Raw genomic sequence first — 25618 nt, 5'->3', positions numbered from 1 at the left:
TTGAATTATCCTCATTTAAGGAACGAAACATTAATTTTTTGTCCTCGTTTTTGTTTTATATTATCGGGTTAGCTTTTTATTTAAGTTCCCTTTTACCTTTTATGAAAAGTTTAATTCCCAAAAACATCCCTATACAAGTTGTTGAGCAAGTAAAACATTTAGATTATATCATTGCGATAGCCGCACTGTTTCTTTTAATGTTCGGGGTGATTTTTGAAGGATTTGTATTATTTCTCATTATAAATTTTCTTGGCGCTCAAATTAAGATTAAAACCTTTTATTCCCTATTTATGTTTTCTAACATCCCGGTCGCAATTAAGTTTTTTCTTATATCATTCAAAAACATTTTCGCAGAACATCCAAATACCAGTTTATTTTTCACAAGTAATCATTTGATTTTTTCTATCTTTGATTTGTTCAATATTGCATACTTATTTCTTTTGTTTATTCTTCTGAAATGGAGAACAAATTTGAACTACCTGACAATCTCAGTTTTTATTTTTACGGCATTCCTGTATAGAATGTTTTTTTAGCATATATAAATAAACCCCCTCAATAGGGGTTTTTCTTTCATTTCGTTCACTGTATACAGTTCCTTTTATATGCTTCCGAAACAATACCGACTCTAGTACTCACATTCCACTTTTTACAGAGACCGGCTATGATATATTCGACATTACGCTGCGAGTAGTTTAATGACTTAGCGATCTCTTTATTAGGTTTTTCAGCAATTATCAGTTTAATTACTGAAATTTCAATCTTTTTTAATTCCAATTCATTTTCTACTGCTGTTTTCATTCTAACTTCCTTTCTAAAGATGTATTTACTAAATAATACCCTATTATATAATTTTTATCAATAACATCAATGATTAATGGTAAAATATTATGTTGCTTTTACTAACTTCTAAGTAGTTTATATACAATATAAAAATCCCCCGCATGTTTCAAGCGGGGGAAATTCTTTTATTTCACAAACCCAAGCAGCATTTCACGAATCATCTTGCTTGCCGTGTTTGCGGTTTGTTCTGAGTGGTCATAGACCGGCGCGACTTCTACGAGGTCAGCGCCTTTTACGCTGACTTCTGAGCGCGCGATTTCATGGATGGACGCGAGTAATTCTTTAGACGTGATGCCTCCTGCGTCAACCGTGCCCGTTCCCGGCGCATGAGCGGGATCAAGAACGTCGATATCGATCGTGACATAAACAGGGCGTCCCGCAAGCTGCGGCAGCACTTTTTTCAGCGGCTCAAGCACTTCAAACTTAGAAATGTGCATGCCGTTTTCTTTCGCCCATTCAAATTCTTCCTTCATTCCGGAACGGATGCCGAATGAAAATACATTTTGCGGCCCGATGAGCTCGGCCGCTTTGCGGATCGGAGTAGAGTGGGAAAGCGGTTCGCCTTCATAATCCGTGCGCAGGTCGGTGTGCGCGTCAAAATGAATGATGGCAAGGTCCGGAAACTTCTTATACATGGCTTTTATGACAGGCCATGATACAAGGTGCTCCCCTCCCATGCCGAGCGGGAACTTTCCTTTTTCTAAAATGCTGTCCACGTATTCTTCAATCATATCAAGGCTTCTTTGCGGATTGCCGAACGGAAGCGGAATGTCTCCGGCGTCAAAGAAATTCAAATCAGCCAAGTCACGGTCGAGATACGGGCTGTATTCTTCAAGACCGATAGACACCTCGCGGATTCTCCCCGGCCCGAATCGTGAACCCGGACGGTAGCTGACCGTCCAATCCATCGGCATGCCGTAAAGGATGGCGTCCGCCTCTTTCCAGTCGGGGCGGCTTGCGATAAATACTTTTCCTGAATATGCTTCATCAAACCTCATGATAAAACCCTCGCTTTCCTGTAAAAAAGCGCAAGATTCGCTCCTGCGCCGTACGTTTTTATTTGATTAAGTCGCTCACAAATTTCGGAAGAACAAATGCCGCTTTGTGAAGCTCTTTCGTGTAATATTTCGTGTCGATGTCAAAGAAACGGCTGTCCTCCACTTCAAGCGGATCGTACTTTTTAGAACCGATCGTAAATGTCCACAGGCCGCTCGGATACGTCGGGATATTAGCCGTATACAGACGGGTGATCGGGAAGATTTCTTTCACGTCACGCTGTACGTTTGTAATCAGCTCCGGTGTAAACCACGGGTTGTCCGTCTGCGCGACGAAGATGCCGTCTTCTTTTAACGCCTTGGAAATTCCGGCATAGAAGCCTTTTGAGAACAGATTGACGGCCGGTCCGACCGGTTCTGTTGAATCAACCATGATGACGTCATACTCATTTTCTGATTTCGCGATGTGCATGAAACCGTCATCGACTCTCACGTCGACGCGCGGATCATCAAGCTTGCCCGCAATGGACGGAAGGAATTTTTTAGAGTATTCAATAACCTTGCCGTCAATGTCGACAAGCGTCGCTTTTTTTACGCTTGGGTGCTTCAGAATCTCTCTGATGACACCGCCGTCTCCGCCGCCGACAACGAGGACGTTTTCCGGATTCGGGTGCGTAAATAACGGGACGTGCGCAACCATTTCATGATAGACGAATTCATCTTTTTCAGAAGTCATGACCATTCCGTCTAAGAACAGCATGTTGCCGAATTCTTCTGTCTCCACCATTTCCAGATGCTGAAATTCCGTCTGTTCCGTATGTAATGTTTGTTTCACCTTTAATGTAATGCCGAAATTCTTCGTCTGCTTCTCCGTATACCAAAGCTCGCTCAATTGTCATCTCCCTTTCAAGGCTTATTTCATTTATTGTAAGCGTCTGTATCGCTTTTATTCCGGTTAAAATCTCATTTTCACCTAAGGAAAAAGTATAGAGGATGGAGGGGAAAAAGTAAAGAAGTGTCCGGTTTGATATGTTTAAAAAACCCCCTTTTTTCACATAATAATAGAATCATGAAAAAGGGGGTTCCCAAAAGTGGATAAAGTATCTGGAAAACAGCTCAGAATCACGTTCAAAATCATCCGCGCCTGCATCTTTCTGACACTGATCGGCGGAATGCTGGCCGGCGTCTGCTTCACATCCGTTCTTCTTGCAGCGAAATGGCAGGGGGCCCCCTCCGTCCGGGTTCCTCAGTCTACGATTCTTTATGCAAATGACGGCTCAAAGCTAGGTGAGACCGATTTTGGGGAAAAGCGCTACTGGGTCCGGTTAAAAGATATCAATCCGATAGCGGTGCAGGCCGCCATAGCGGTGGAGGATCAAAACTTTTACAATCACCACGGTTTTGATTACCGGCGGATGGCCGCCGCCGCGCTGGCTGACATAAAGGCAATGGCCAAGGTTCAGGGCGCAAGCACCATCACCCAGCAATACGCGAGAAATCTCTACCTTGAGCATGATAAGACATGGAAACGTAAATGGAATGAAGCCTTTTACACGATCCGCCTTGAACAGAACTATTCTAAAAACGAGATTTTAGAAGGTTATGTAAATACGATATATTACGGCCACGGCGCATATGGAATTGAAGCCGCCTCGCGCCTGTATTTTGGCAAACACGCCAAAGATCTGAACGATGCGGAAGCCGTGCTCTTGGCGGGCATACCGAAAGGCCCGTCCGGCTATTCGCCATATGTCAGCGAAAAGAAGGCCAAACAGCGCCAGGAAACCATTCTCCGACTGATGATCGGCCAAAAAATGATCTCAAAAGAAAAGGCGGAAAGGCTTAAGAAAACGCCGCTTGCCTATCAGCCGCTGAAAAACAGAACCGCGGCGAAAACGGCGCCTTATTTTTACGATGATGCGATGAAAGAACTCGAGAAAAAGCTCGGCATGACGCGCGAACAGCTCGCAACGAGCGGATTGCGTGTTTATACGACGCTTGATAAGCGCATGCAGCGGATTGCGGAAAACACTGTGGCACATACGATCCGTACCGGCTCTGACATTCAGGTCGGCTTTTCCGCGATTGATCCGGCAACAGGGCGCGTGCTTGCGCTTCTCGGCGGACGTGACTACGAAAAAAGCCCGTTTGACCGGGCGACACAGGCGAAACGGCAGCCGGCTTCCACGATCAAGCCGCTTTTGTACTACAAAGCGATTCAAAGCGGCTTTACACCGGTCACGCTGATGAAAAGCGAAGCCACAGAGTTCCAGATTGACGACAACGGAGATACTTATTCTCCAAGCAATTACAACGGCTACTACGCCAATAAACCGATTACGCTGCTTCAGGCGCTTGCATTATCAGACAACATTTATGCCGTGAAGACCCATCTCTTTCTCGGCATGAATAAGCTCGTGTCGGCGGCAAAGGAATTCGGCATCAGCGAACATTTAAAGCCTCTTCCGTCTCTGGCGCTCGGAACTGAACCCGTGCGCCCGATTGAGATGGTTAATGCCTACGCGATGCTCGCAAACGGGGGAAAACAAATCACCCCTTCCTTTATCACAAAAGTGACGGATACCGCCGGCAACATCTTGTATGAACAGCCGCGCGGACATCAGCAGACGCTTGATAAAAAAGCCGCTTTTGTGACGGCGAGCATGATGACAGGCATGTTTGATCAGGATTTAAACGGCTATACTTCCGTCACGGGACGCGCCATTTCTGACCGGCTGACCCGAACCTATGGCGGTAAATCAGGCACGACGAGCGCAGACAGCTGGATGATTGGCTTTAATCCCGCTCTTGCCGCCGGTGTATGGACAGGCTATGACAAAAGCAGCACGATTGATTCAGTAGAAGAAAAAAGCTATGCGAAGACGATTTGGGCGGACTTTATGGAGAAGGCGCTCGAAGGAGAACCGGAAATAGCGCTTAAACCGCCGAAGGGCGTCACGGGCGTCTATATCGATCCCGCTTCCGGCTACACTTCGGGACCCGGCTGCGCCGCAAAGCATTATACGTATTTCATCGCAGGCACTGAGCCCGCGGATGTGTGCTACGGACCGGAACCTTCTAAAAAAGAAAAGGAACACGCCCCCGCCCGCAAAGAAGCTCCGCGCAAAAAGTGGTGGGATAAGTGGCTCGGCAAAAAAGACTGAGCCCGGTGCATTGCGCGCCGGGCTTTAATCCGCGTCTTCCTCAAGCACCCACGGGAGCAAGAGTGAAAAGTCGAGATGGATAATAGGGTCAGGAAAACCCTTCGGTATAAAAAATGTTGTACTCGGCAATGAAAACGAAAAGCGGATATCTCCCGCCCTCTCGATATGAAACTTCGGCCAGCCTTCCCTAAGCCTGCCGACAATCGGATAGCTGCCCGCATAATGATGCAGGCCGTTTTCCTTTCCATGCTCCCCCAAGTCGTGACAGACAGCCGGACGAATCCCAAACTGCGTAAACAATCTTGTTTTCTCGGCGGGAAGGAGATTCACCGCCTCGGAAAAGTTCCGGCAGCTCCCGCAATCGCAAGGATCAGGCCATGATTTTTCGTATTGTTTTCTCGTTTCCGCCGCATCTGCTTCAATGACCCATGGCCCGATTTCAAAGACGGTGAACATGATGAAACCTCCGCGTAAACATGAAAAACCCCGAGTCTTGGTTCGGCTCGGGACTTTCCATGTCCTGATTCTGTATCAACAGTTTACTCAGTACAATCGCAAAATAGTGCAAATATTTATAAATTTCACAAAAAGTTCACAAATTATTTTTCTTCCGGAAGCAGACCTGTTTTCAATTCATCTGATGAACGTTCCCAGAGCCCTTGGTCATGTTTCTGCAGAAATTCAGCAAGCACCTGCTTTGAGCTGGCGTCCATTTTGTCCACGATAATGCAGCGCTTCATTGATTTATCCATTAAATTCACATGCTCCGGCAATGACTTATAGCCTCTGCGGATACTTCTGTCCACGGTCATTTCACAAGCCGTCACACCCGCGTAATAAGGGCCTTCTTCTTTTCTGTCGATGGTGACCCACACGAGCCAGTACGGTTTTCCGTTCGGCACTTCATCTTTGTTCGGCAGGAATTTGATGCCTTTTTCAACGACACTGCGGGCATGCATGGCGCCGATGTCAACGAAGGCTTCCTTCTCTTCCACATCGACAAATACCGGAGAAATATTGTCAAGGCTCAGCGCCCCGGCGCCAAAACCGCCATGTCCGTCGGTCGGATCACTTTTAATAATATTAAATCCGATTGTTTTCTTCTTATTTTCTTCCATGAAAATACCCTCCTACAAAAGCGGTTGAAATATAATGGCAAATACCTTGAGAATCCAGTCTCTCCCCTCACTTAACAGCGGCCACACGACATAGGAGCCGACCGGTGTCACAAACAGCACGAGAAACACGATAATCCCGTAGCTCTCAAACTGAGTCATTTTGGCGCGCACCCGCGGCGGCACGAGATCCTCAATAATCCGGTAGCCGTCAAGCGGAGGAAGCGGCAGCAGGTTGAATAAACACAGCGCGAGATTCAGCTGAATCCAAATAGAGAAAAAGCGGTCAAGCCCCATGCTGAATGCAGAAAGCAGCTCCATTCCGTAAGCATGCATCAACACTAGCAAAAAGAAACCGATAAAGGCAAGAAGCAGGTTGCTTACAGGCCCGGCGACGGAAACCAGCACTCCCGCCAGCCGCGGTCTTTTAAAGGCGCGGCGGTTCACCGGCACCGGACGGGCCCAGCCGAAACCCGCGACCAAAATTAGAATCGTTCCGAAAACATCAAGATGTTTAATCGGATTGAGCGTTAATCTGCCCTGTCTCGCCGCGGTATCGTCTCCGAACCGATACGCGACATACGCGTGCGCCAGTTCATGCATCGTAAATGCCACAATCAGCGTAATCACGACATAGGGCATAAGCTCCAGCGGATAATATAAAAATCTGTCCAAATGTAAAAATCCCCTTTTTTAAAAAATGCAAGATTGTCCTTCATTCAGTATACTATAAGTGACCTCTCTTCCAAAGAGAGGAAACGATAAAGGAGGATCAGCACCATGCCGCTCGTAACCGTTAAAATGCTTGAAGGCCGCACAGATGAACAAAAACGGAATCTGGTTGAAAAAGTGACAGAAGCCGTAAAAGAAACGACAGGCGCAGCCGAAGAAAAGATCATTGTCATGATTGATGAAATGAGAAAGGATCATTACGCCGTCGCCGGCAAACGGATCAGCGATACGGAGTAATCCTTGATAATGGCCGGCGCTGCTATGTCAGGCCGGCTTATTTCATTACTTTTTCAACGAGGCTGAAAAAGGTATTCTTTTCTTCTTCTGTCAATGCTTCGAACAGCTCGTCAATGAGCATCTGCCGGTTTTCAATCATTTGCATGGCCGCCATTTTTCCCGATTCGGAAAGCGTCATCCATACCGTGCGTCGGTCTTCGTTATTTCTCGACCTTTCCACGAAACCCTCTTTTTCTAAATGATTCAGAGCGGTTGTCGTGGCTGAAGGCGATAATGTAACTTCCTGCAATATATCTTTAATCGTGCACGTGCCGTGCCGGTAAATAATCCTGAGAATAAATCCTCTGATATTGTTTATACTCTTCGGAATTGTCGCCTCATCAAGCTTTTTCGTGCTCTTTAAATATTTCGTGAGCGCGTAATCCAGTACATTTGCTTGCAATATATCGTACTCCATGCAGAAACTCCCCATTTCAAGATGCATCCATCATCATTTGATTGTTTTTTATTACATTTTACTGATACCTCGCGGGGAAAGTCAAAATTTCGGCCGGAAAGCCCGCAACTTTTATCCTGCCCTATACAGACTATTATCTCCTGCTTTTTTACCCATCCCTTTTATGCAATGCTGGTTTTATAGACATGATTCAGGTAAAATCATTAAGGGTGACTGCGTTTGACGGAAAGGATAATCTGATCGGATGCGGCAGACAATATGACTGGAAAAGAAACGGAACAGACGGGGAAACAGAACACAGGATTGTCGATTACACAGAAGATGTGACACGGGTAAAAGCCAAAGAGCCCCTCTTGGCTTTTGCTTTTGGATGGAGGGATGCGTGTTGCGGAATATCCTACAAAAAAAAGACATCACCCAGCTGCTTGAACAAAGCAGAAACAGGCAGACTGCCAAAACGATGGGTGGATTTGATTTAACTTTACTGGGCATCGGCGCCGTCATCGGGACGGGCGTCATGGTTCTTACAGGCATTACGGCCGCGAAAAACGCCGGACCTTCCGTAATCTTTTCTTTTATCATTGCAGCCGTTGTCTGCAGCCTTGCAGCATTATGTTACGCCGAAATCGCTTCTGTTCTCCCGGTTTACGGAAGCGCCTATATTTACTCTTATACCACCATGGGAGAAATTGTCGGCCATTTAATGGGCTGGACGCTCTTATCCGTTTATATGGTGACGGCGTCGGCGGTGGCAAGCGGCTGGTCAAGTTATTTTAATAATCTGTTAGCCGAAATCGGCATGCCTTTGCCGGACAGTCTGCTGCACGTGCCGAGCCAGGGGGGCATCGTCAACCTTCCTGCCATCATCATTACTCTATTAATTGCCGTCGTTCTGTCACGCGGCTCCAAAGAGAGCAAAACCTTTAATAATATAATGGTTCTCGTAAAAATCGGAATTGTTTTGCTGTTTATCATCACAGGAAGCTTTTTTGTAAAGCCGGGCAATTGGCATCCTTTTATGCCTTTTGGAATCAAAGGCGTCATTACGGGGGCTTCTGCCGTCTTTTTTGCGTTTCTCGGATTTGACGCGATTTCCGCTTCGGCTGAAGAAGTCAAAAAACCGCAGCGCAACCTGCCGATCGGTATTATCGGTTCACTGGTGATCTGTACATTGGTATACGTCATCGTCTGTCTCGTCATGACGGGGATGGTTCCGTATTCACAGCTTAATGTGCCGGAAGCCATGTCTTATGTGCTGCAGTCTGTCGGACAAAACGCGGTGGCGGGCGTTATCGCTGCCGGTGCGGTGATCGGACTGATGGCCGTCGTTCTCGCCCATACCTATGCGGCGACCCGTATATCTTTTGCGATGGCAAGAGACGGAATGCTGCCGAAAGTCTTTACCATTGTCGGAAAGAAATCGGGAGCGCCGATCTTTAATACGTGGCTGATCGGACTGATCAGCGCCTGCATCGCGGGTTTTGTTGATCTGAAAGAGCTGTCAGATCTCTCAAACATCGGCGCATTATTGACATTCGCCATGGTCAGTCTGTCCGTGCTGATTCTGCGCCGCACCCATAAGGATCTGCCACGGGGATTTAAAGTGCCTTTTGTACCCGTACTGCCGATTTTGGCCATTATCTGCTGTTTGTTTTTAATGGTCAATCTGCCGCTGAAAACGTGGCTTTATTTTGCCGTCTGGCTGATCATCGGCGTGATCGTTTACTTTTTATATTCGTACAAGCACAGCAAATTGAGACAATAAACAAAACCAGGCCCGCTTTATGTGCGGCCTGGTTTTTTCATCAAAAAAGACGAAAGCCATCGCCTTTAACAAATGTGTTTCAGCTCTTCTATGTAGTGAAGCGCCTCATCATATTCTTCATCCGTATATTTCTGTTTGCTTTTTATCGTAAACACTTTCTCTTTCTTTTCCTCAGCTTCAAGGCCGTCAAAATACAAAATCGTAGACACCAGCTCCAAAAACCGGGATGAGCGGCTGTTGACGCTGTCGATGTACTTCTTCATATCCGGCATCGTAAGCTCCGCATGATGTAAAAACTCGGCTCCCGTCTCCGTCAGCGAGTACCGGTATTGAAAGTAGCCGCCCTTTTTTTCCTTCACCTCATCCAGAAACCCAAGATTGCACAGCTCTTCAATTCGAAGCGTCAGTTCTTCGGAATACGGGCCGTAAAAATGAAAATCATATTTTTCGTAGAAAGGATACTGCATTTTCTTCGCGATATAAATGATTTTCTGCAGCTTTTTCCGCCCGATGATTTCTCCAGAATCCGAGAACACCTTCATCAGTTTTGCATGTTCTTTCAACAAATTCCCGACATCTCCTTTTCCTTCTTTACCAAAATCCTTCTATGTCAGTCCCAGCAGCTGCCGGATTTTTAATTTTGCTTCAGGGTTTTCTGAATCGTCGCAAATGAGGTCCATCGGATAGTAGAGCTTATGGTCCGTCCGGCGTTTGCCCGAAATGGATTCGACAATGGCGGACTGCCTGGACAGCTCTTTGATCTGGCCCTTCTGCGTTAACAGGTGAATCGGCAGACGCTCCTCCTCTTCACCCGGCCGGTAAAAATCATACGGCAGATCCGATGAAGAATCGACCACTAAATAGTAATTGGGATCAATTCCCGCCTCTTTAAACAGAGCGGTCAGTTCAAAATAAGCCGACATTTCCTCATTGGGGTTAAATTCGGCATATTGAAACAGCTGGCGGTTAATGAAGCGGCGGCACAAGTCGGACAGAATCGGGTCCTCTTCTTCTTCCCAAGCCTGGAAATAATATAAAATGATGGCTTCATCAAGCTTCAGATAATCCGCAAGCGTCAGCTTCCCTTCAAAAATGGAATAAAAATGAACGGGAGCATGAGTGAAGATATACCCTTCTTCATGGAGCTGCTTCGCACGGTGGAGAATTTTCGTCAATATGACTTCAGCGCTTCTCGTCACGGGATGAAAATACACCTGCCAGTACATTTGATAGCGGCTCATAATATAGTCTTCGACAGCGTGCATGCCGCTTTGCTTAATGACGATCTGGTCCTCTCGCGGACGCATCACCCTTAAAATCCGTTCCATATCAAAATGTCCGTAGCTGACGCCCGTATAGTATGCGTCCCGCTGAAGGTAATCCATCCTGTCGGCGTCAATCTGGCTCGAAATCAGGCTGACCACCTGTTTGTTTTTGTATGTTTTGGCAATGACTTCGGCAACATCCTGCGGAAATCCCGGTCCCGCCTTTCTGAGAACCTGATTCACCTCGGTGTCGCCGAGAATGATTTCCCTCGTATAGTCTTCATGATCCAGATGAAAAACCTTTTCAAAGGAATGCGAAAACGGCCCATGTCCCAAATCGTGCAAAAGCGCGGCGCTGAGACAGAGTTCGCGTTCATTGTCATCCCATTCAGGACGCCCTTTAAAAACATCATCAACCATTCGTCTGACTATCTCATAGACGCCGAGAGAATGGTTAAAACGGCTGTGTTCCGCGCCGTGAAACGTCAAATACGTCGTACCGAGCTGTTTGATCCGGCGCAGCCGCTGAAATTCACGGGTGCCGATCAAATCCCAGATCAGCTTGTCCCGCACATGAACATAGCGGTGAACGGGATCTTTAAACACTTTTTCTTCTGATAATTTTCCGTTTGGATACGCCATCGTCATTCCCTCTTTTTTTTAGCCGTGATTCTATTATATCGGCTCTGTAATTTGAAAACATCCTTGAATTTGTCCGGCGTTTTGTTCCAGTTTTCCGTCATTGATTTTTTGAAGCAAAAAAGCCTGACCCATCGGGCGAGGCTGTCGTAAAATACACATTTACTTTTTGATCTTCTTTTTCACTTTCTCAATCAGCTCGTCCTCAGTCGGCGCCGACAGCGGGCGGTTGTTTACGAAAGCAAACGATTTTTTGCGTCCGGGCCCGCAATATGACTGACATCCGACCTCCACTTTTGCATCCGGGTCAGCTTCTTTCAAACGCGGCAGCAAAGTCTTAATATTGGTGGCCTGGCAATCATCACACACTCGGAATTCATTAGCCATGATGTACGCTTCCCTTCATTCAATGTTCCTCTATGTTAAAACTTAATTTTAAAAACGAAAAAAATCACATCACATCTCATTGTACAAGGATTCATCTTATCCTGCAAGGCTCTGCGTATCTCTCATTCTTTCAGCCAATTTGTATAAATATTTTCCAATCTGGACATTCTAATACCATCAAAGATATTGGGGGTTGAGAACATTGACAAAACAAAGACAGGACGCCTGGTCGGAGGAAAATGACCTGCTGCTTGCGGAAACCGTGCTCCGGCACGTCCGGGAAGGAAGCACGCAGCTGAACGCCTTTGAAGAGGTAGGCGATAAATTAAACAGAACGTCGGCAGCGTGCGGTTTCAGATGGAATGCCGTCGTCCGCCATCAATACGAAAAAGCGCTTCAGCTCGCCAAAAAACAGCGGAAACAGCGGATGCGCGCGCTCGGAAACGGCCAGCCGGCCAAGAAGAAACTATTATATCAGCCGCCTGCGCCGGATGCGGACATCATGCAGGAAACCGCAGCCGAAGAGACGGTTCAAACGGAAGCGCCAAAAGAGGATCGGCAAGCCGTCATGTCCGGCGAACATATGCCTTATGTCGATGAAAGCTTCAAGGAAGAGTTAGCTAGTTTATCACATTTGCTGGCGCCTCAGCAGCCGAGCCAAAAGGCGGAGCTCACAATGGCAGACGTCATTCAATTTCTGAAGAGCTATGAAGGCAGCGGAAAGCAAACTTCCGCCCTGCAAATGGAAAATGACCGTTTAAAACGGGAAAACCAAGAACTTCAGTCTAAAACCGAGCAGCTGGAAGCGGCCGTCGAAAAGCTTGAAAAAGATCAAAAAACCATTCAGGAAGACTACGAAACCTTGGTGAAAATTATGAACAGAGCCAGAAAACTAGTTTTATTTGAAGACGACGAACATGCCTCTCCGTCCTTCAAAATGGACCGGAACGGCAATTTAGAAAAAATGGCCGAATAACGGAAAAACCCCTTTCCTTGTCATGGAAAAAGGGGTTTTTGCCATTTGTCAATGACGCGCATCCTGATCTATATTAATGTAAACATTGTTCAGGAGGCCTTCTTCCCGCAAGGGCTGCGCATCTCGGTCCCCGCCCGCACATAAGCATAAAGATTCAATTCCTCATCCCAAATGGTTCTTGGGAATTATTGATCGATTAGCTACTGTGCAATACACTGTATAGAGAATACAATTATTAGATATGATGGGAATGATAGTAAATGAGTAGCCAATTACGAAAAGGAGCGTTGGAACTTTGTGTGTTGTCCCTGCTTCTTTATGAAGATTTATATGGTTATGAATTAATCAAGATCATAAGTGAAACGTTCCCTGTATCGGAGGGCACCATCTACCCCATATTACGAAGACTCACAAAAAATAACTACCTAAAAACGTATACAGCAGCTTCCGATCAAGGCCCATCACGCAAATATTACAAAGTAACAGAAGAAGGCGCCTTATATCATCAAACATTAAAATCGGAATGGCTTGACCTGTCCGAAAAAGTGAACAGCATCATTAAGGAGGGAAAATGAATGTGTAAAGACCAATATTTAAAACATCTCCGGCGGGAAATAAAAGATCTGCCGGAACTTGAGCAAAAAGAGATACTCGCCGATATCGGCGAAATATTCCAAATGGGCGGCGCTGAAGGAAAAAGCGATGAACAAATCGCCGACAATTTAGGAAACCCCAAAACACTTGCGCGCGCCTTAAAAGCGGATATTTTCATTAGTGATGCCGAGGAGCAGAAAACATGGCGCTCCTTTTTCAAAGCATTCGGCCTGATGCTGGGGATGGGCATGTTCAACTTCATGTTTATGCTGACACCGTTTCTTTTTGCCTCTGTTGCGGTGTTAAGTTTGATGGCGATCGGCCTGATGCTGATGACCGGATCATTCTTTCTCCTCGTAAAAGTGCCGATTGCAACAGCCATTTTTAACGGATGTATGGTTCTTGGAGCGGGTATGGCGGTGTTTATGGCCGGATTTGATCTTTCGAAACTGATATTCCGCATCTTTTTGCGCTATTTCAAATGGAATGTCAGCGTTGTAAGGAGGGAAACCATTGAATCGAAAAATGTGGTATAGCATTGCTCTCATTTTAATCGTTGCCGGCCTGATCGGAAGCATGTTCTTCGGTTTTGACGGCTTTTACCCTAAATCATAAGGAAGGTGTGCAAATATCATGACTGAACCAGCCCTGATATTAAAAGATGTCTCTAAAACAATCAATCATACCCCTATTGTACAGTCAATTTCTTTCGATGTGAGAAAAGGCGAGATTTTCGGCCTTTTAGGGCCGAACGGCTCAGGAAAAACCACTATTTTCAGAATGATCGTACAGCTTATTAAAAAAACAGAAGGAGCCATTTCATTCAGAGGCAGACCGGACAGCGACTTTGAATATTTTATGAGACATATCGGGGTTATCATTGAAGGCCCGGATATGTATCCGAATATGACCGCTTTGCAAAACCTAAAATATTTTACTAAACTGCGCAGCACCTCGCTGCGAACGGATGACCTTATGAATACCCTTGCAAAAGTCGGGCTAGAGCAGGCTGCCCGCAAAAAAGTGAAACATTTCTCATTAGGTATGAAACAGCGCTTGGGGCTCGCTTATTCTCTTCTTCACAATCCCGGATTATTAATTCTGGATGAACCGATGAACGGCCTCGATCCTAAAGGAATGAAAGAATTGCGCACCATTCTTTCCGATTTAGCGAAGCAAGGGGTTTCCATTTTATTATCAAGCCATTTATTGTCGGAAATGGAGGAGATTTGCGATAGGGTTGCCTATATTAAAAAGGGACGGATTTTAGGAATTGAAGACATGAAGAACAGACATGACCTTGGTCAGAAAAAACTGTTTACCGTCACGGTAGATCATCCGGCAAGGGCGAAAGAAATATTAGAGCAGGACGGTATTCTTCAAGTACAGCAAAAAGACAGCCGCATCATTGAATTGGAAGCGGAAGAAGATACCATCCCGTATGTCATTAAATCTTTGGCAGAGAAAGAGATTCTGATTTCCCGCGTTTCTGCAAGAACTTTATCATTGGAAGAGAAATACATGATGATTACAGATCAGGAGGACGCGGTATGAGCATATTTCATCTGGCGCAGAACGAATTCATAAAAATAACCCGAAAAAAAGGCACACTTTTATCTCTTTTTTTCCTGTTTCTCATCGTTTTGCTGGCCGGCCTTATTATGAATCATGAGTTAGATGCTTCCTCGGATAACAATTGGAAAGAACGGCTTCTCGCCGAAAAAAAACAGGAAGAAATTGATAAACCCGCTGAAACGACAGGCGTTTATTATTCTGCTGATGTTAAGAATAAAGACTATTATTTGGAGCATAACATCAACCCCTATGAATGGAACGGCTGGAGGTTTTTCGGCACGGTTACTTCAAACGGGCTTGAGATTTTCGTAAGCTTAACCGCGATTTTAACCGTCAGCGGGATTGTTTCTAAAGAGTTTGCCCTTGGAACGATTAAGTTTATCGCTACAAGCCCGAACCGAAGATGGCGGATTTTAACATCGAAATTTCTGGCCTCCCTTCTGTTTACCGGTATGATTTACTTATTTTACTGTGTGAGCTGTTTGCTGATCGGCGGCGTGTTATTCGGTTTTTCCAATGCTTCATATCCGCTCGTCTATACTCATTTAAATGACAGTCTGTATACCATCAGTTCAATCAAAGCATCCGGAATCATTCTGCTTTTGCGTTTCATATCAATTATAAGCATTGTCACCATTGCGTTCACTTTGTCAGTATTGTGCAAAAGCCAGGCGCTCTCCCTTTGCTTATCGATTTTACTGCTGTTTGCCGGCAGTATATTGGGCGGAACTGATTTGCTTGCCCAATTTACGTGGTATAAATTTACGCTCTTTCCGCATTTAAATCTCGTTGCTTATGTAAATAAAAGTGCGGGTGATGCGATTTCAACGTTAAACATCCCCTATTCCATGACGGTTATAGCGATCTACTTTCTTATTTGTTTATTGATTTCTTTTTCCGTCTTTCAAAAGAGAGACATTACAGCATAGACAGAGAGGCGGCGGCATAATGAGCGGACGGCAGGAAATATTGACGGTCCAGCAATTTGCCGCTGACCGCCCCTTGGTCCATCGCTAATGGATTCAAATAACCGAAGCTCCCGCTGCTTCGCTGCTGAAAGCGTAGAAATTCCCGCCCTTCCCGTATAAAAAGCGCCTCATCGAATTGGAGAAATTTCATAATGGCTGTGTATTTTGCAACGGCGTCAATGTGATACTTTCTGCACTCGGCTAACATTAAACCTGAAAAAGCAAAGTCTGATGTTTTGTACCATTCCGTGAGAAAAGGCTGCAATTCTTTCATTTGCAAATAAGTGACGGCATAAAGGGCATCCGCCTGTTCTTCCTGCATGCCGCCCGGTGCCATGAGCAAATCGGCCTCACGTTTCATCCCGGTTTCTAAGAACACGATCAGTTCTTCCGGAGTCACCGCCCCAAAATAAGCTCCTAACACCATGAGGATCATAGAGGACGGCTCTGATTTCAGTTCCTCTTGTAAACCGCGGACCATTTGTTCAAGTCCGTTATGAAAAAAGATGCTTTTTGCGGCATCTATCCTGCGGTACACATGATACGCATACGCGAACAGGACCGGATGGCATTCGTGTGTTTTTTCTCCGAAATAACGGTCTAGGAATAGAATAACTTCTTCTGTATCCTTTCTGCTTTCAAAATGATGACATGCCGCTAAACCGCAAAACAGGTGCATGAAATCATCTGCTTCCATTTCTTCCGGCTGCAGCTGAATGTTCTTCCAAAAACCCAGCAGCCATTCTTCTGTTTTTTTATATTAAAATGTTCCTTGACTATCTGCATGTTCCACACTCCAGATTCAGAATCTCAATCGCCGGCAGAAGAGCCGGAGCACAATGAATGGATGGATTCTCGTTATTTATATGATGAAGAGCCGCTTGACAGCCATAAAAAAATGGATCGATACACGATTGGATAAATAACATATTGCACAGCTGTTTCATTTTTCGGCTGCCGAGACAAAACACAAGCCATTTTTGAATGGAAGCCTTCAAGCCGGGATGAAGCAGATGCTCTCCCTGATCTAAATGAAGAAGACAGTACTCGACAAACTCCAGCTCGTTTTCAGCTGTTCTTTTCCATGCGTCATGGAGCAAAGGCTGAAACATCGAATTCTTGTAAAAGCGCACTTTTTCATGGTCAGTTGACATTCCCAGCTCGCTCAGCAAACCGACGAATTCGGCGTATTTAAAATAAGGCCATTCTTTTTTTATAAGATAGCCGTTTTGCAATCCGTGACGTATGACCTGATCATCCGAATCCATTCCCTGCTTCTTTTTATAAGCTTTTGCCGTTAAATAGATATGAATCAACTCATTGACAATGGCCGTGTTACAGTGAAACAGATCTTCCCAGCATGACTTATCAACGAAAGCGGAGGCAATCCTTTCAGTATGTTCTTTTACAGCGGAAGAATGGCTCGTCTTCCTGTAGTACTTGCAGAAGCCGGCAAACAGCTGAATGCTCTTTTGATCCGGAAGCGATTGTTCAGCAAAAGATAATAAAAATTGATCTGTCTCTTCAGCTAATCTATTCAAGTTAATCGTTCCTTTCTGCTCTAAGACAGGCATGCGCGGCACCCGCGGCGACAAGTGTTGTATGATAGCAATGTTTAAACACATCTTCTCTTCGCTGTTCACCTTTCAAACCGAGTTTATGTTGATAGGTGATGCTCGGGACATTCCCCTCTTTCATTCGGCCCTGATAGATTTTATTCCAGGCTGCTTCATAGAGCGGTTTATGGTTGTCCTTATCCATGTCGATATGTAAAAAAGAGCTGCACATCAATAATTCACTGGTAATATCTAAATTCTCAAGACAGATATAGATCCCGAGAAATTTCAGGACCTTTTCTTTTAAGGACGGCAGATGATACTCTTTATCCGTAAGCGAAGAACATCCCATGTCTGTTATATAAAAAATCGTATGAGTGATACTGTACGCATCATGATCCGTCATATATGTATTTGGGATATCCTGACCAGCTGCTGTGTAGTGATATAAGTCAGAAAAATCCGTTATTTCCGAGGTTACGCCTGCTCTTTGCAGACTGTACTTCAGATCCATTTTCCGAAAGGGAATTTTAGCAAGGCTGCAATCAAAACGTGCTGCCGTGAATTTTTCCAGCTCCCATATCACCGAAGCCCGTGACGGATGATCAGTCAAGGTAAGAAATTCACCCGCGATAGCCAATCCGGCGAGACCGTCCGGATCAAAATGAATAAATTCTTCAAGCTGATCATTATGGAGCCTTTCTGTAATAAACTCCGTTAAAACAGCAACTTCCTTATCATCTGCCTGATTTCTGATCAGGTAATTGGTAAGAAAAATGAGTTCTATAAATGTTTTAAGGCGCCACCTGAAATCATTCGCTACTTTATGATTCATATCAAAATAATGGATATTTTTAACAATCCATGACAGTGCCCCCCGCTTAATTTCTGTTATATACTCTTGTGTCACACTCTCACCGCCTCGTCTCAGATGTGTAGGCTCCAAACAGTGATTATCCTACTTTTGAGCGGCTAAATCAGAGAAATTCAAATTCGGGTTTTGATTGTCTTCTTGGCTCGGCACTACAAGCACCCAGCCGCTCCAAGCGAAAGAATTGCCTGATTGTTCCGCATCTCCGGCTAACAAATGCGTCGGGATCGTGATTCTTTTTTCTTCTCTTATTTTTTTAAAGTTCATATCTCCATCTCCTTCAGTTTATAGAATTATTTGGAACCTACATAAATATATTAATCAAATAAGGTATATAATGTAAACTAGTTTTGGTATAACACTTCTTTTTCACTATAACTAAATAGTATATAATTACCAAAAACAAAAAAAGCCCGGACTTAGTCCAAGCTTTCCTGCGTGCCGAACACCTTCTCATTCCGTTCCAGCATTCGGGTCAGATTTTTTTCAAATACCATTTCTTCTTCCGGCGATAATCCGGCTGCATACAGGCGGCCGCTGAGTTCCTTCAGTTCGGTCAAAAGCGCCAGCATTAAGTCTTGCACGGTAATGTCCGTTTGCAGCAATTCGCTTAATGAAGCCATCGTTTCGGGCCGGATATCGGGATATACGCCTTTTGTATCGTTGCTTTTGTCTTTTAAAGCGGCTTGATAGAAACGTCTGATCAGATCGGCGCGTTCGCTTCCGCTTTTATCGGCGCAGAGGTAAATCTGAACCGCGGTTCCGCCCCGCAGGCGTCTTTGTGAGATTCCCGCGAATTTTCGGCCGCCGATGCTGAGATCATAGCTGCCCGGACAGTACGATCCTTTAATTTCATATGCTTCAATTTCAGCATGGTACGGACGCAGCATCCGCCGCACCAGCTCTGTCATCGCCTCGTAGCCTCTGTCGATGTCGATGCCTTTTTTCTCGTCTTCAAAAATAAGCGAGATATTCAATACGCCTTCGTCCAGTACGACGGCGAGGCCTCCGGAATTGCGGACAATAACACGGTAGCCTTCGTCCTCCAGCAATTTCACGCCGTCCTCTAAAAACGGCAGGCGCGTGTCCTGAATGCCGAGCACGATCGTCCGGTGGTGCACCCAAGAGCGTGCCGTCGCAGGCGATTCCCCTTTGCCTACGGAGGCGCACAGCGTATCATCCATTGCGAATGACTGCTTCGCATCAAAATAAGGCCCGAGGCTGGATTGGTCAATGATTCTCCAGCTCGGCTGCATCAGTAAATCAATCGGTTGCTTTCCCATCTATATTAAATCCCTTTCGTCATAGGCTTTCCATGCATTTATTATATCACTCCGCTTGTGATGATTGAAATTGGCTTTTCAAAAGAGCGATGAAGATTTCTTTGTTTTTTGTGTTCTCCATAATGGAAGATTGGATGATAGACAGTTTCCGTTTTAAGGAGAATCCTTTTATCTCAAGCACGGAAATGCTGCCGTGAAGCAGATCCTTTTGCAGCACGCTTTTTGACAGTACGGAAAGACCCATTCCGCTGATCACGGCTTCCTTGACGCCCTGGTTGCTGCTGATCGTCATCATGGATTTCGGCCGCAGTCCGTTTGATTGAAGGACGTGGTCTAAATATTCCCTCGTTCCCGAACCCTTCTCCCTCGTCACCCACGCTTGATTTTGCAATTCGGCAGCCGGGATGTTTTTTCTGCCGGCGAGCGGGTGTCCGTTCGGTGCGGCAATGCACAATTCATCCTCCATAAACGGCTGAATGTCGAGCTCGTTTTTCCCCGTATGCCCTTCAATTAATCCGATATCGGCTTGAAGCATCCGAACCGCTTCGCTGACCTCCTCCGTGTTTCCGATCATGACGTCCAGGTTCAGCTCGGGATACTCGTTATGAAGCTTTGCGAGAAGCGGCGGCAGAATATATTCGCCGATGGTAAAGCTCGCGGCGATTTTGAGCTTCCCTTTGACATAATGATGATGGGCGTAAATTTCGGATTTCGCCTGTTCGTACAAAAAGACCATCTGCTTGGCGCGCTGATAGAGAATGTCCCCCGTCGGCGTAGTCGTAAAGTGCTTCGGAGAGCGGTTCAGCAAGGCGGTTTGAAATTCTTTCTCCAGGTTTTTAATGTGAAGGCTGACGCTCGGCTGAGAAATCATCAGCTTCTGCGCCGCCTTTGTAAAGTTTTTTTCTTCCACGACGGCAATGAATGTTTTCAGTTCCCCATAATACAAAAAGCATCGCCCCTAATCATTATTTTTCCTAATCGTTTAGATCATATAAATATATTTTACTAATGATTAAGACCGCAGTAAAGTGGAGTTATCAAGATAATGGGAAGTGACTGAGATGAAGATGGTAAAAGGTGTTTCAGTTACCGCAGGAATTGCGTTTGCGGCTTTCTATGTCAGCCGCCTGCCGTTTTTGCAAATGCTCGGAATGCTTGTCCTTGCAATGCTGATCGGCATGCTCTGGCGCGCCGTATTCGGACAGCGGGCGGCATTAGAGCCGGGGATCGCGTTCTCAAGCAAATACTTGCTGAAAGCAGGCATCATCCTGCTTGGCATGAGACTGAATCTGGCGGATATCTATCATGCGGGCTGGCACGTATTTGCAATTGCCGTCTGCTGTATGATGTTTGCGGGTGCCGTTGTATACGGACTGTCCCGGCTGTTCCGTATAGATCAGACACTCAGCACGCTGACAGCCTGCGGCACAGCGATCTGCGGGGCGGCTGCCATTGCCGCGATCGCGCCGCAGATCAGATCAAATGAAAATGCAGCCGCCATCAGCGCGGCCGCCGTTTCGTTATTAGGAACCGTTTTTACTGTTGTATATTCTCTTGCTTATCATGGATTGGGCTTTTCTCCTGCGGCTTACGGAGCCTTTTGCGGGGCAACGCTTCACGAGGTGGCGCATGCGGCGGCGGCCGGCAGCGCCGGAGGAAAAGCAGCCGTCGAGATGGCGGTGATCGTCAAACTGACCCGGGTCGCGCTGCTCGTCCCGGCCGCATTCATGCTCGGAATGCGGGCGCGCCGCAGCGGAAAGTCAAAGACGGCTTCTGCCGCTTCGCTCCCCATCCCTTGGTTTATCTTCGGATTTCTCGGAATGAGCGCCATCCATACATCAGGCGTTATTTCAGCTTCGTTTTCCGCGTTTCTTGTTCAAGTGTCTTATGTTTTAATCGGCATGGCGATGGCGGGTCTCGGTTTGAAAGTCCATATATCGGCGTTTCGCCATAACGGCTGGCGAGCTCTCGCAGCAGGCTTGATCGGTTCTCTCTGTTTGTCCCTGTTCGGCTGGGCCGCAGTGACGTTCTTTCTATAAAAAAATGCCGGCCCTCGTAAAGGCCGGCTTTTGCGGATTACAGCGCTTGAGCAGCCGTAATTAACGCAAGATTGTAGACGTCTTCCGCATTACATCCTCTGGAAAGATCGTTTACAGGCATATTTAATCCTTGCAGAATCGGTCCGACCGCTTCAAAGCCGCCTAAGCGCTGAGCGATTTTGTAGCCGATGTTTCCTGCTTCAAGGCTTGGGAATACAAATACATTCGCGTCTCCTTTAATGTCGGAGTCCGGCGCTTTTTTCTCAGCGACAGACGGCACAAATGCAGCGTCGAATTGGAATTCGCCGTCAAGCGTAAGCTCAGGCGCTTTTTCCTTCGCAATTTTCACGGCTTCAGCCACTTTGTCCGTCTCGTCTGATTTCGCCGATCCTTTTGTAGAGAAGCTGAGCATGGCAACGCGCGGGTCAATGTCAAACATTTGAGCCGTATTGGCGCTTTCAATGGCGATTTCGGCAAGGTCCTGGCTGTCAGGAGAAATGTTGATCGCGCAATCAGCGAACACATACTGCTCGTCACCGCGGGCCATGATGAAGACGCCTGATGTTTTTTTCACGCCTTCTTTTGTTTTGATGATTTGCAGTGCAGGGCGCACCGTATCAGCAGTAGAATGTGCAGCTCCGCTGACAAGTCCGTCTGCGAGACCTTTGTACACAAGCATCGTGCCGAAATAGTTTTCGTCCAGCAAAGCTTTGCGGGCCTGTTCTTCCGTCGCTTTGCCTTTGCGGCGTTCTACGAAAGCCTGAACGAGTTCTTCCATGCCTTCATATGTATGCGGGTCAAAAATGTCCACGCCGTCAAGCGTAAGATTTAATTCTTTCGCTTTTGCTTGAATGTCTTCTTTATTGCCGACTACGATCGGCTTTAATACCTTGTTGCCCGCCAAGTTGTTGACCGCAACCAGGATACGTTCGTCCAACCCTTCAGGAAATACGATTTTCACATCTTTTCCTGCGACTTTTTCTTGTACTTTTGTAAATAAATCTGCCACGATATACCCTCCTCTATGTTGACAAAAAACGCTTACTTTTACAGCATACTCTTCTTCCAGCTAAATTCAAATAACCAACTTCTATTATAGCGCTTTCAAAAAGAAATCTTATTTTTCTAACTAATTTAATTGACCGTTTGTTCACGGCATAGTTTCTGACACAAGGCTTCGGATTATTCAAGGTTTCTCCACAGCCGAAACGGTTAAACTGTGATATAGTGAAGGCATCAATGTAATGAAAAGATATAGGAGTGAAGATACATGAGTGAGCAGCAAAAAACGAACGAAGCCGCCCAAACGCTTGACGGCTGGTACGCGCTTCACGATTTCCGCACAATGGACTGGACGTCATGGAAGATGTTATCCAGCGATGAGCGCCTGTCGATTATTCACGAATTTACGGGACTGCTTGAAAAATGGGGTGTCGCCCAAAAAGAAGGCAAAGGCTCGCAAACCATCTACAGCATCGTCGGACAGAAAGCTGATTTTATGCTGATGATTCTTCGCCCGACAATGGAAGAGCTGAACGAAATCGAGCTTGAATTTAACAAATCAAAGCTTGCTGAATTTACAATCCCGGCTTATTCTTACGTGTCCGTGGTTGAGCTGAGCAACTACCTCGCAAGCGGAGAAGGCGATCCGTATGAAAATCCGCATGTCCGCGCCCGCCTGTATCCTGAGCTGCCCGAAGCGAAATACGTCTGCTTCTATCCGATGGATAAAAGAAGAAGCGGCAATGACAACTGGTACATGCTTTCTATGGATGAACGCAGAAACCTGATGAGAAGCCACGGCTTGATCGGACGGAGCTATGCCGGCAAAGTCAAACAGATTATCACGGGATCTGTCGGTTTTGACGATTACGAATGGGGCGTTACGCTCTTCAGCGATGATGTGCTTCAGTTCAAAAAACTTGTTTATGAAATGCGCTTTGACGAAGTCAGCGCGCGCTACGGCGAATTTGGTTCATTTTTTGTCGGAAACCGCTTGTCTCTCGACACGCTTCCGAAGTTTTTGCACGTGTAACCCCCCCCCGCCTGTCCGGCGGGTTTTTATTTGTCAGAATTTAAATAAAATTTGCTATTTTTATCATTTTTTTTTACGATGTAAAGGAGATTCCATTTTGGTAAAGGGGTGCAGACAGTTGTCAAAACGAACCGCGTTTATTATGGGAGCCAGTCAGGGGATCGGCAAAGCGATCGCTCTGAAACTGGCGGACAATGGCTTTCATACCGTCATTAATTCACGAGTTCCCGAAAATATCGAATCGGTAAAAGAAGAGATCCTCGCCAAACATCCGGATGCGGGCGTCACCGTTCTGGCCGGGGATATGTCGGACCAGAAGACAAGAGCCGGCATTTTTGAAGAGATCAGATCACAATGCGGACGGCTTGATGTATTGATCAACAACATTCCGGGCGGCTCGCCGGATACCTTTGAAAACTGCGATATAGAAGATATGACAAATACCTTTACGAATAAAACGATCGCTTATATCGACTCTATGAAAACGGCCGCAGCAATCATGAAGCAGCACGAATTCGGCAGAATCATTAATATCGTCGGAAACCTATGGAAAGAACCCGGCGCCAATATGTTTACCAACAGCATGATGAACGCCGCTTTAATTAATGCCAGCAAAAACATCGCCATTCAGCTTGCGCCTTTTCACATTACTGTCAACTGTCTGAATCCCGGGTTTATCGCCACAGACCGTTATCACCAATTCGTGAAGAATGTCATGAAGCAAAACGGCATTTCTAAAGCGGAAGCGGAAGAACGGATTGCCTCAGGCGTCCCGATGAAGCGTGTCGGAACTGCGGAAGAAACCGCGGCGCTGGCTGCCTTTCTTGCCTCTGAAGAAGCCTCCTATATTACCGGACAGCAAGTATCAGCCGACGGCGGCAGCATGAAAAGCATATAATAAAAACATCCCGCTCTCAGCGGGATGTTTCTTGTAATGAAGGAAAGGACAAACCGAGCTTTTGAATCCGCAGCACGAATTCCCTCAAATCGCCCTTCTTGGCCACCATTGATATTCTGACATAACGCTTTCCGCCGTTGCCGAAAATCTCGCCGGGCGTCACGACAACATGGGCATGCTCCAGCAGATAGTCCGAAAACTGGTGTGAAGACTCGAATTCATTCGGAATTTCAGCCCAGACATAAAAAGTCCCTTTCGGTTTTTCAATGCTCCAGCCTAATTCCTTTTCACATAACGCCGTGAAAAAGTCAATCCGTTCTTTATATGTGCGCTTCAGACGCTCGGTATGCTCAGGATTTCCTGACAGCGCCGCCGCTGCCGCCTGCTGAAGGCCGCCGAACATGCCGACGAAGACGTGATCCTGAAACTCATTGACCGCCTGAATGATTTTCTCATTCCCCACAGCAAATGCCATTCTCCAGCCTGCCATATTGAAGGTTTTCGAAAATGAATAAAGCTCCGCGCCGACCGTTTTCGCTTCTTTCGCCTGAAGAAAGCTGGCCGGGTTCTGATCAAATTCGAACGCGCCGTATGCAAAATCGTGAATAAGATGGATGTCATGTTTTTTTGCAAACGCTGCCGCTTTTTCATAAAACGCCTGATCCGCAGTCGCGCCCGTCGGGTTATTCGGGTAATTCAAAAACATCAGCTTGGCTTTTTTCAGGACGGCGGGATCAATCCGCTCAAAATCCGGCAGATAGCCGTTTTCCGGATGAAGCGGCATCTCATGCAGCTCCGCTCTGGCCATTGTAATTCCCGATAAATACTCAGGGTAGCCGGGGTTCGGGACTAAGGCGATATCGCCGGGATTCAGCAGGCATTGCGTCAAAACGTACAAACCAGCTTTCCCTCCGCCGAACAGCGCGACTTCTGTCTCCGGATTGACCGATACCCCGTACTCTCTCTCATAAAATTCCGCGATGGCTTCTTTCAGAAACGGATAGCCTCTGAACGGGCCGTATCCGTGATACGAAGGATTCAGCGCAGCCTCCCGCAATGTTTCAACGATATGCGACGGTGTGGGGAGATCGGGATTCCCCTGCCCGAGATTAATGATCTGGGCTCCCGTTTTCTCCATCTCTTTTACCTTTTGAAAAACGAGCGAAAATTCCTGTTTCGGAAGTGTCTTGATGACGTCGGACGGTATGATTTCCATCTGAAAGGCTC

The 25618-nt window shown here is 46.3% G+C and carries 28 protein-coding genes and 1 pseudogene; 11 read left to right on the top strand and 18 right to left on the bottom strand.

Going from position 1 to position 25618, the window contains the following annotated elements:
* Positions 1-579: 579 nt before the first annotated feature.
* The 3 genes from BR62_RS0101495 to speE all read right to left on the bottom strand — a co-directional run bounded on the left by BR62_RS0101495 (position 580) and on the right by speE (position 2727).
* Positions 580-798, bottom strand: coding sequence for a helix-turn-helix transcriptional regulator (locus BR62_RS0101495; RefSeq protein WP_003151056.1), 219 nt, complete (start codon positions 796-798; stop codon positions 580-582).
* Between the two features lie 167 nt (positions 799-965).
* A complete protein-coding gene (speB, locus tag BR62_RS0101490; protein ID WP_007407646.1) occupies positions 966-1838 on the bottom strand; it encodes an agmatinase in 873 nt (290 codons plus the stop codon).
* Between the two features lie 58 nt (positions 1839-1896).
* The gene (gene speE / locus BR62_RS0101485) at positions 1897-2727 is read right to left on the bottom strand and encodes a spermidine synthase (protein WP_003151052.1); all 831 of its coding nucleotides are present in this window, start codon (positions 2725-2727) and stop codon (positions 1897-1899) included.
* Between the two features lie 199 nt (positions 2728-2926).
* Here speE and BR62_RS0101480 point away from each other — a divergent pair, with 199 nt between their 5' ends.
* Positions 2927-4999, top strand: coding sequence for a transglycosylase domain-containing protein (locus tag BR62_RS0101480; protein ID WP_032869441.1), 2073 nt, complete (start codon positions 2927-2929; stop codon positions 4997-4999).
* Positions 5000-5023: 24 nt separating this feature from the next.
* Here the strand turns inward: BR62_RS0101480 and BR62_RS0101475 are convergent, their stop codons facing one another.
* The 3 genes from BR62_RS0101475 to BR62_RS0101465 form a co-directional block, all read right to left on the bottom strand.
* Positions 5024-5455, bottom strand: coding sequence for a hypothetical protein (locus BR62_RS0101475; protein ID WP_007407648.1), 432 nt, complete (start codon positions 5453-5455; stop codon positions 5024-5026).
* Positions 5456-5598: 143 nt separating this feature from the next.
* Positions 5599-6117 carry a YwhD family protein gene (locus BR62_RS0101470; protein ID WP_032869440.1) on the bottom strand — a complete coding sequence of 173 codons (519 nt, stop codon included), beginning with the start codon at positions 6115-6117 and terminating at the stop codon, positions 5599-5601.
* A 12-nt stretch (positions 6118-6129) separates the two neighbouring features.
* Positions 6130-6789, bottom strand: a complete 660-nt coding sequence (locus BR62_RS0101465) for a site-2 protease family protein (RefSeq protein ID WP_003151043.1) — start codon at positions 6787-6789, stop codon at positions 6130-6132.
* Positions 6790-6894: 105 nt separating this feature from the next.
* Between BR62_RS0101465 and BR62_RS0101460 the strand changes: the two genes are divergently transcribed.
* Positions 6895-7083, top strand: a complete 189-nt coding sequence (locus BR62_RS0101460) for a 2-hydroxymuconate tautomerase (protein WP_020957977.1) — start codon at positions 6895-6897, stop codon at positions 7081-7083.
* Positions 7084-7120: 37 nt separating this feature from the next.
* On the opposite strand, the gene BR62_RS0101455 is transcribed toward BR62_RS0101460, so the two are convergent.
* Complete coding sequence (locus BR62_RS0101455; protein WP_020957978.1) at positions 7121-7540, bottom strand: MarR family winged helix-turn-helix transcriptional regulator; 420 nt, start codon at positions 7538-7540, stop codon at positions 7121-7123.
* 385 nt (positions 7541-7925) lie between these two features.
* On the opposite strand from BR62_RS0101455, the gene BR62_RS0101450 reads away from it, so the two are divergent.
* Positions 7926-9305, top strand: coding sequence for an amino acid permease (locus tag BR62_RS0101450; RefSeq protein ID WP_032865071.1), 1380 nt, complete (start codon positions 7926-7928; stop codon positions 9303-9305).
* A gap of 65 nt (positions 9306-9370) precedes the next feature.
* Here BR62_RS0101450 and BR62_RS0101445 read toward each other — a convergent pair whose 3' ends face one another.
* The 3 genes from BR62_RS0101445 to BR62_RS0101435 all read right to left on the bottom strand — a co-directional run bounded on the left by BR62_RS0101445 (position 9371) and on the right by BR62_RS0101435 (position 11596).
* Positions 9371-9871, bottom strand: a complete 501-nt coding sequence (locus BR62_RS0101445; RefSeq protein WP_007407653.1) for a YwgA family protein — start codon at positions 9869-9871, stop codon at positions 9371-9373.
* Positions 9872-9910: 39 nt separating this feature from the next.
* Entirely contained in the window at positions 9911-11212 is a 1302-nt protein-coding gene (locus BR62_RS0101440; RefSeq protein WP_007407654.1) for an HD domain-containing protein, read from the bottom strand.
* 159 nt (positions 11213-11371) lie between these two features.
* On the bottom strand, positions 11372-11596 hold the full coding sequence (locus BR62_RS0101435; RefSeq protein ID WP_003151034.1) for a YuzB family protein: 225 nt from the start codon (positions 11594-11596) through the stop codon (positions 11372-11374).
* Positions 11597-11798: 202 nt separating this feature from the next.
* Between BR62_RS0101435 and BR62_RS0101430 the strand changes: the two genes are divergently transcribed.
* The 5 genes from BR62_RS0101430 to BR62_RS0101410 all read left to right on the top strand — a co-directional run bounded on the left by BR62_RS0101430 (position 11799) and on the right by BR62_RS0101410 (position 15670).
* On the top strand, positions 11799-12572 hold the full coding sequence (locus tag BR62_RS0101430; protein ID WP_007407656.1) for an RsfA family transcriptional regulator: 774 nt from the start codon (positions 11799-11801) through the stop codon (positions 12570-12572).
* Between the two features lie 260 nt (positions 12573-12832).
* Positions 12833-13147 (top strand): PadR family transcriptional regulator, encoded by a 315-nt coding sequence (locus BR62_RS0101425; protein WP_020957979.1) that lies wholly within the window; start codon positions 12833-12835, stop codon positions 13145-13147.
* Positions 13148-13702: an HAAS signaling domain-containing protein gene (locus tag BR62_RS0101420; RefSeq protein WP_020957980.1), complete on the top strand. Its 555-nt coding sequence runs from the start codon at positions 13148-13150 to the stop codon at positions 13700-13702. It begins immediately after the preceding gene.
* Between the two features lie 97 nt (positions 13703-13799).
* Positions 13800-14720, top strand: a complete 921-nt coding sequence (locus tag BR62_RS0101415) for an ATP-binding cassette domain-containing protein (RefSeq protein WP_020957981.1) — start codon at positions 13800-13802, stop codon at positions 14718-14720.
* Entirely contained in the window at positions 14717-15670 is a 954-nt protein-coding gene (locus BR62_RS0101410; RefSeq protein WP_025285429.1) for an ABC transporter permease, read from the top strand. The genes BR62_RS0101415 and BR62_RS0101410 overlap by 4 nt, the downstream gene beginning before the upstream one ends.
* Here BR62_RS0101410 and BR62_RS0101405 read toward each other — a convergent pair.
* From BR62_RS0101405 to BR62_RS0101380, 6 genes and pseudogenes are all read right to left on the bottom strand, one after another.
* Positions 15660-16495: pseudogene (locus BR62_RS0101405) on the bottom strand (hypothetical protein). The gene BR62_RS0101410 and the pseudogene BR62_RS0101405 sit on opposite strands and share 11 nt — an antisense overlap.
* Positions 16486-17283 carry a hypothetical protein gene (locus BR62_RS0101400; RefSeq protein WP_032869438.1) on the bottom strand — a complete coding sequence of 266 codons (798 nt, stop codon included), beginning with the start codon at positions 17281-17283 and terminating at the stop codon, positions 16486-16488. The pseudogene BR62_RS0101405 and the gene BR62_RS0101400 overlap by 10 nt, the downstream one beginning before the upstream one ends.
* The gene (locus BR62_RS0101395; protein WP_032869436.1) at positions 17252-18175 is read right to left on the bottom strand and encodes a DUF6895 family protein; all 924 of its coding nucleotides are present in this window, start codon (positions 18173-18175) and stop codon (positions 17252-17254) included. Before BR62_RS0101395 ends, BR62_RS0101400 begins: the two co-directional genes overlap by 32 nt.
* A gap of 48 nt (positions 18176-18223) precedes the next feature.
* Positions 18224-18403 carry a hypothetical protein gene (locus tag BR62_RS0101390; RefSeq protein WP_032869434.1) on the bottom strand — a complete coding sequence of 60 codons (180 nt, stop codon included), beginning with the start codon at positions 18401-18403 and terminating at the stop codon, positions 18224-18226.
* Positions 18404-18555: 152 nt separating this feature from the next.
* Positions 18556-19419 (bottom strand): octanoyl-[GcvH]:protein N-octanoyltransferase, encoded by an 864-nt coding sequence (locus BR62_RS0101385; RefSeq protein ID WP_032869432.1) that lies wholly within the window; start codon positions 19417-19419, stop codon positions 18556-18558.
* Between the two features lie 46 nt (positions 19420-19465).
* The gene (locus BR62_RS0101380; protein WP_007407666.1) at positions 19466-20365 is read right to left on the bottom strand and encodes a LysR family transcriptional regulator; all 900 of its coding nucleotides are present in this window, start codon (positions 20363-20365) and stop codon (positions 19466-19468) included.
* A gap of 115 nt (positions 20366-20480) precedes the next feature.
* Here BR62_RS0101380 and BR62_RS0101375 point away from each other — a divergent pair, with 115 nt between their 5' ends.
* A complete protein-coding gene (locus BR62_RS0101375) occupies positions 20481-21458 on the top strand; it encodes a YeiH family protein (protein WP_015240790.1) in 978 nt (325 codons plus the stop codon).
* Positions 21459-21495: 37 nt separating this feature from the next.
* Here the strand turns inward: BR62_RS0101375 and pta are convergent, their stop codons facing one another.
* Entirely contained in the window at positions 21496-22467 is a 972-nt protein-coding gene (pta, locus tag BR62_RS0101370) for a phosphate acetyltransferase (RefSeq protein ID WP_007407668.1), read from the bottom strand.
* Between the two features lie 261 nt (positions 22468-22728).
* Between pta and hemQ the strand changes: the two genes are divergently transcribed.
* Both hemQ and BR62_RS0101360 read left to right on the top strand, forming a co-directional pair.
* Positions 22729-23493 carry a hydrogen peroxide-dependent heme synthase gene (gene hemQ, locus BR62_RS0101365; protein ID WP_003151011.1) on the top strand — a complete coding sequence of 255 codons (765 nt, stop codon included), beginning with the start codon at positions 22729-22731 and terminating at the stop codon, positions 23491-23493.
* A gap of 118 nt (positions 23494-23611) precedes the next feature.
* Positions 23612-24391 (top strand): NADPH-dependent reductase BacG, encoded by a 780-nt coding sequence (locus BR62_RS0101360; RefSeq protein ID WP_007407669.1) that lies wholly within the window; start codon positions 23612-23614, stop codon positions 24389-24391.
* A 16-nt stretch (positions 24392-24407) separates the two neighbouring features.
* Here BR62_RS0101360 and BR62_RS0101355 read toward each other — a convergent pair whose 3' ends face one another.
* The gene (locus BR62_RS0101355; protein WP_032869430.1) at positions 24408-25607 is read right to left on the bottom strand and encodes a pyridoxal phosphate-dependent aminotransferase; all 1200 of its coding nucleotides are present in this window, start codon (positions 25605-25607) and stop codon (positions 24408-24410) included.
* Positions 25608-25618 lie beyond the last annotated feature (11 nt).

Origin of the sequence: Bacillus sp. UNC69MF, from assembly GCF_000746035.1 — a bacterium.
GTDB classification, from domain to species: domain Bacteria; phylum Bacillota; class Bacilli; order Bacillales; family Bacillaceae; genus Bacillus; species Bacillus velezensis.
This window is presented reverse-complemented; position numbering and strand designations above follow the sequence as displayed.

What these genes read in the sequence shown, in the direction of transcription:
- BR62_RS0101495 (WP_003151056.1), bottom strand. Translation starts at nt 798, where the DNA reads ATGAAAACAGCAGTAGAAAATGAATTGGAATTAAAAAAGATTGAAATT.
- speB (WP_007407646.1), bottom strand. Translation starts at nt 1,838, where the DNA reads ATGAGGTTTGATGAAGCATATTCAGGAAAAGTATTTATCGCAAGCCGC.
- BR62_RS0101475 (WP_007407648.1), bottom strand. Translation starts at nt 5,455, where the DNA reads ATGTTCACCGTCTTTGAAATCGGGCCATGGGTCATTGAAGCAGATGCG.
- BR62_RS0101470 (WP_032869440.1), bottom strand. Translation starts at nt 6,117, where the DNA reads ATGGAAGAAAATAAGAAGAAAACAATCGGATTTAATATTATTAAAAGT.
- BR62_RS0101460 (WP_020957977.1), top strand. Translation starts at nt 6,895, where the DNA reads ATGCCGCTCGTAACCGTTAAAATGCTTGAAGGCCGCACAGATGAACAA.
- BR62_RS0101455 (WP_020957978.1), bottom strand. Translation starts at nt 7,540, where the DNA reads ATGGAGTACGATATATTGCAAGCAAATGTACTGGATTACGCGCTCACG.
- BR62_RS0101440 (WP_007407654.1), bottom strand. Translation starts at nt 11,212, where the DNA reads ATGGCGTATCCAAACGGAAAATTATCAGAAGAAAAAGTGTTTAAAGAT.
- BR62_RS0101435 (WP_003151034.1), bottom strand. Translation starts at nt 11,596, where the DNA reads ATGGCTAATGAATTCCGAGTGTGTGATGATTGCCAGGCCACCAATATT.
- BR62_RS0101425 (WP_020957979.1), top strand. Translation starts at nt 12,833, where the DNA reads ATGAGTAGCCAATTACGAAAAGGAGCGTTGGAACTTTGTGTGTTGTCC.
- BR62_RS0101420 (WP_020957980.1), top strand. Translation starts at nt 13,148, where the DNA reads ATGTGTAAAGACCAATATTTAAAACATCTCCGGCGGGAAATAAAAGAT.
- BR62_RS0101415 (WP_020957981.1), top strand. Translation starts at nt 13,800, where the DNA reads ATGACTGAACCAGCCCTGATATTAAAAGATGTCTCTAAAACAATCAAT.
- BR62_RS0101410 (WP_025285429.1), top strand. Translation starts at nt 14,717, where the DNA reads ATGAGCATATTTCATCTGGCGCAGAACGAATTCATAAAAATAACCCGA.
- BR62_RS0101400 (WP_032869438.1), bottom strand. Translation starts at nt 17,283, where the DNA reads ATGCCTGTCTTAGAGCAGAAAGGAACGATTAACTTGAATAGATTAGCT.
- BR62_RS0101390 (WP_032869434.1), bottom strand. Translation starts at nt 18,403, where the DNA reads ATGAACTTTAAAAAAATAAGAGAAGAAAAAAGAATCACGATCCCGACG.
- BR62_RS0101385 (WP_032869432.1), bottom strand. Translation starts at nt 19,419, where the DNA reads ATGGGAAAGCAACCGATTGATTTACTGATGCAGCCGAGCTGGAGAATC.
- BR62_RS0101375 (WP_015240790.1), top strand. Translation starts at nt 20,481, where the DNA reads ATGAAGATGGTAAAAGGTGTTTCAGTTACCGCAGGAATTGCGTTTGCG.
- hemQ (WP_003151011.1), top strand. Translation starts at nt 22,729, where the DNA reads ATGAGTGAGCAGCAAAAAACGAACGAAGCCGCCCAAACGCTTGACGGC.
- BR62_RS0101355 (WP_032869430.1), bottom strand. Translation starts at nt 25,607, where the DNA reads ATGGAAATCATACCGTCCGACGTCATCAAGACACTTCCGAAACAGGAA.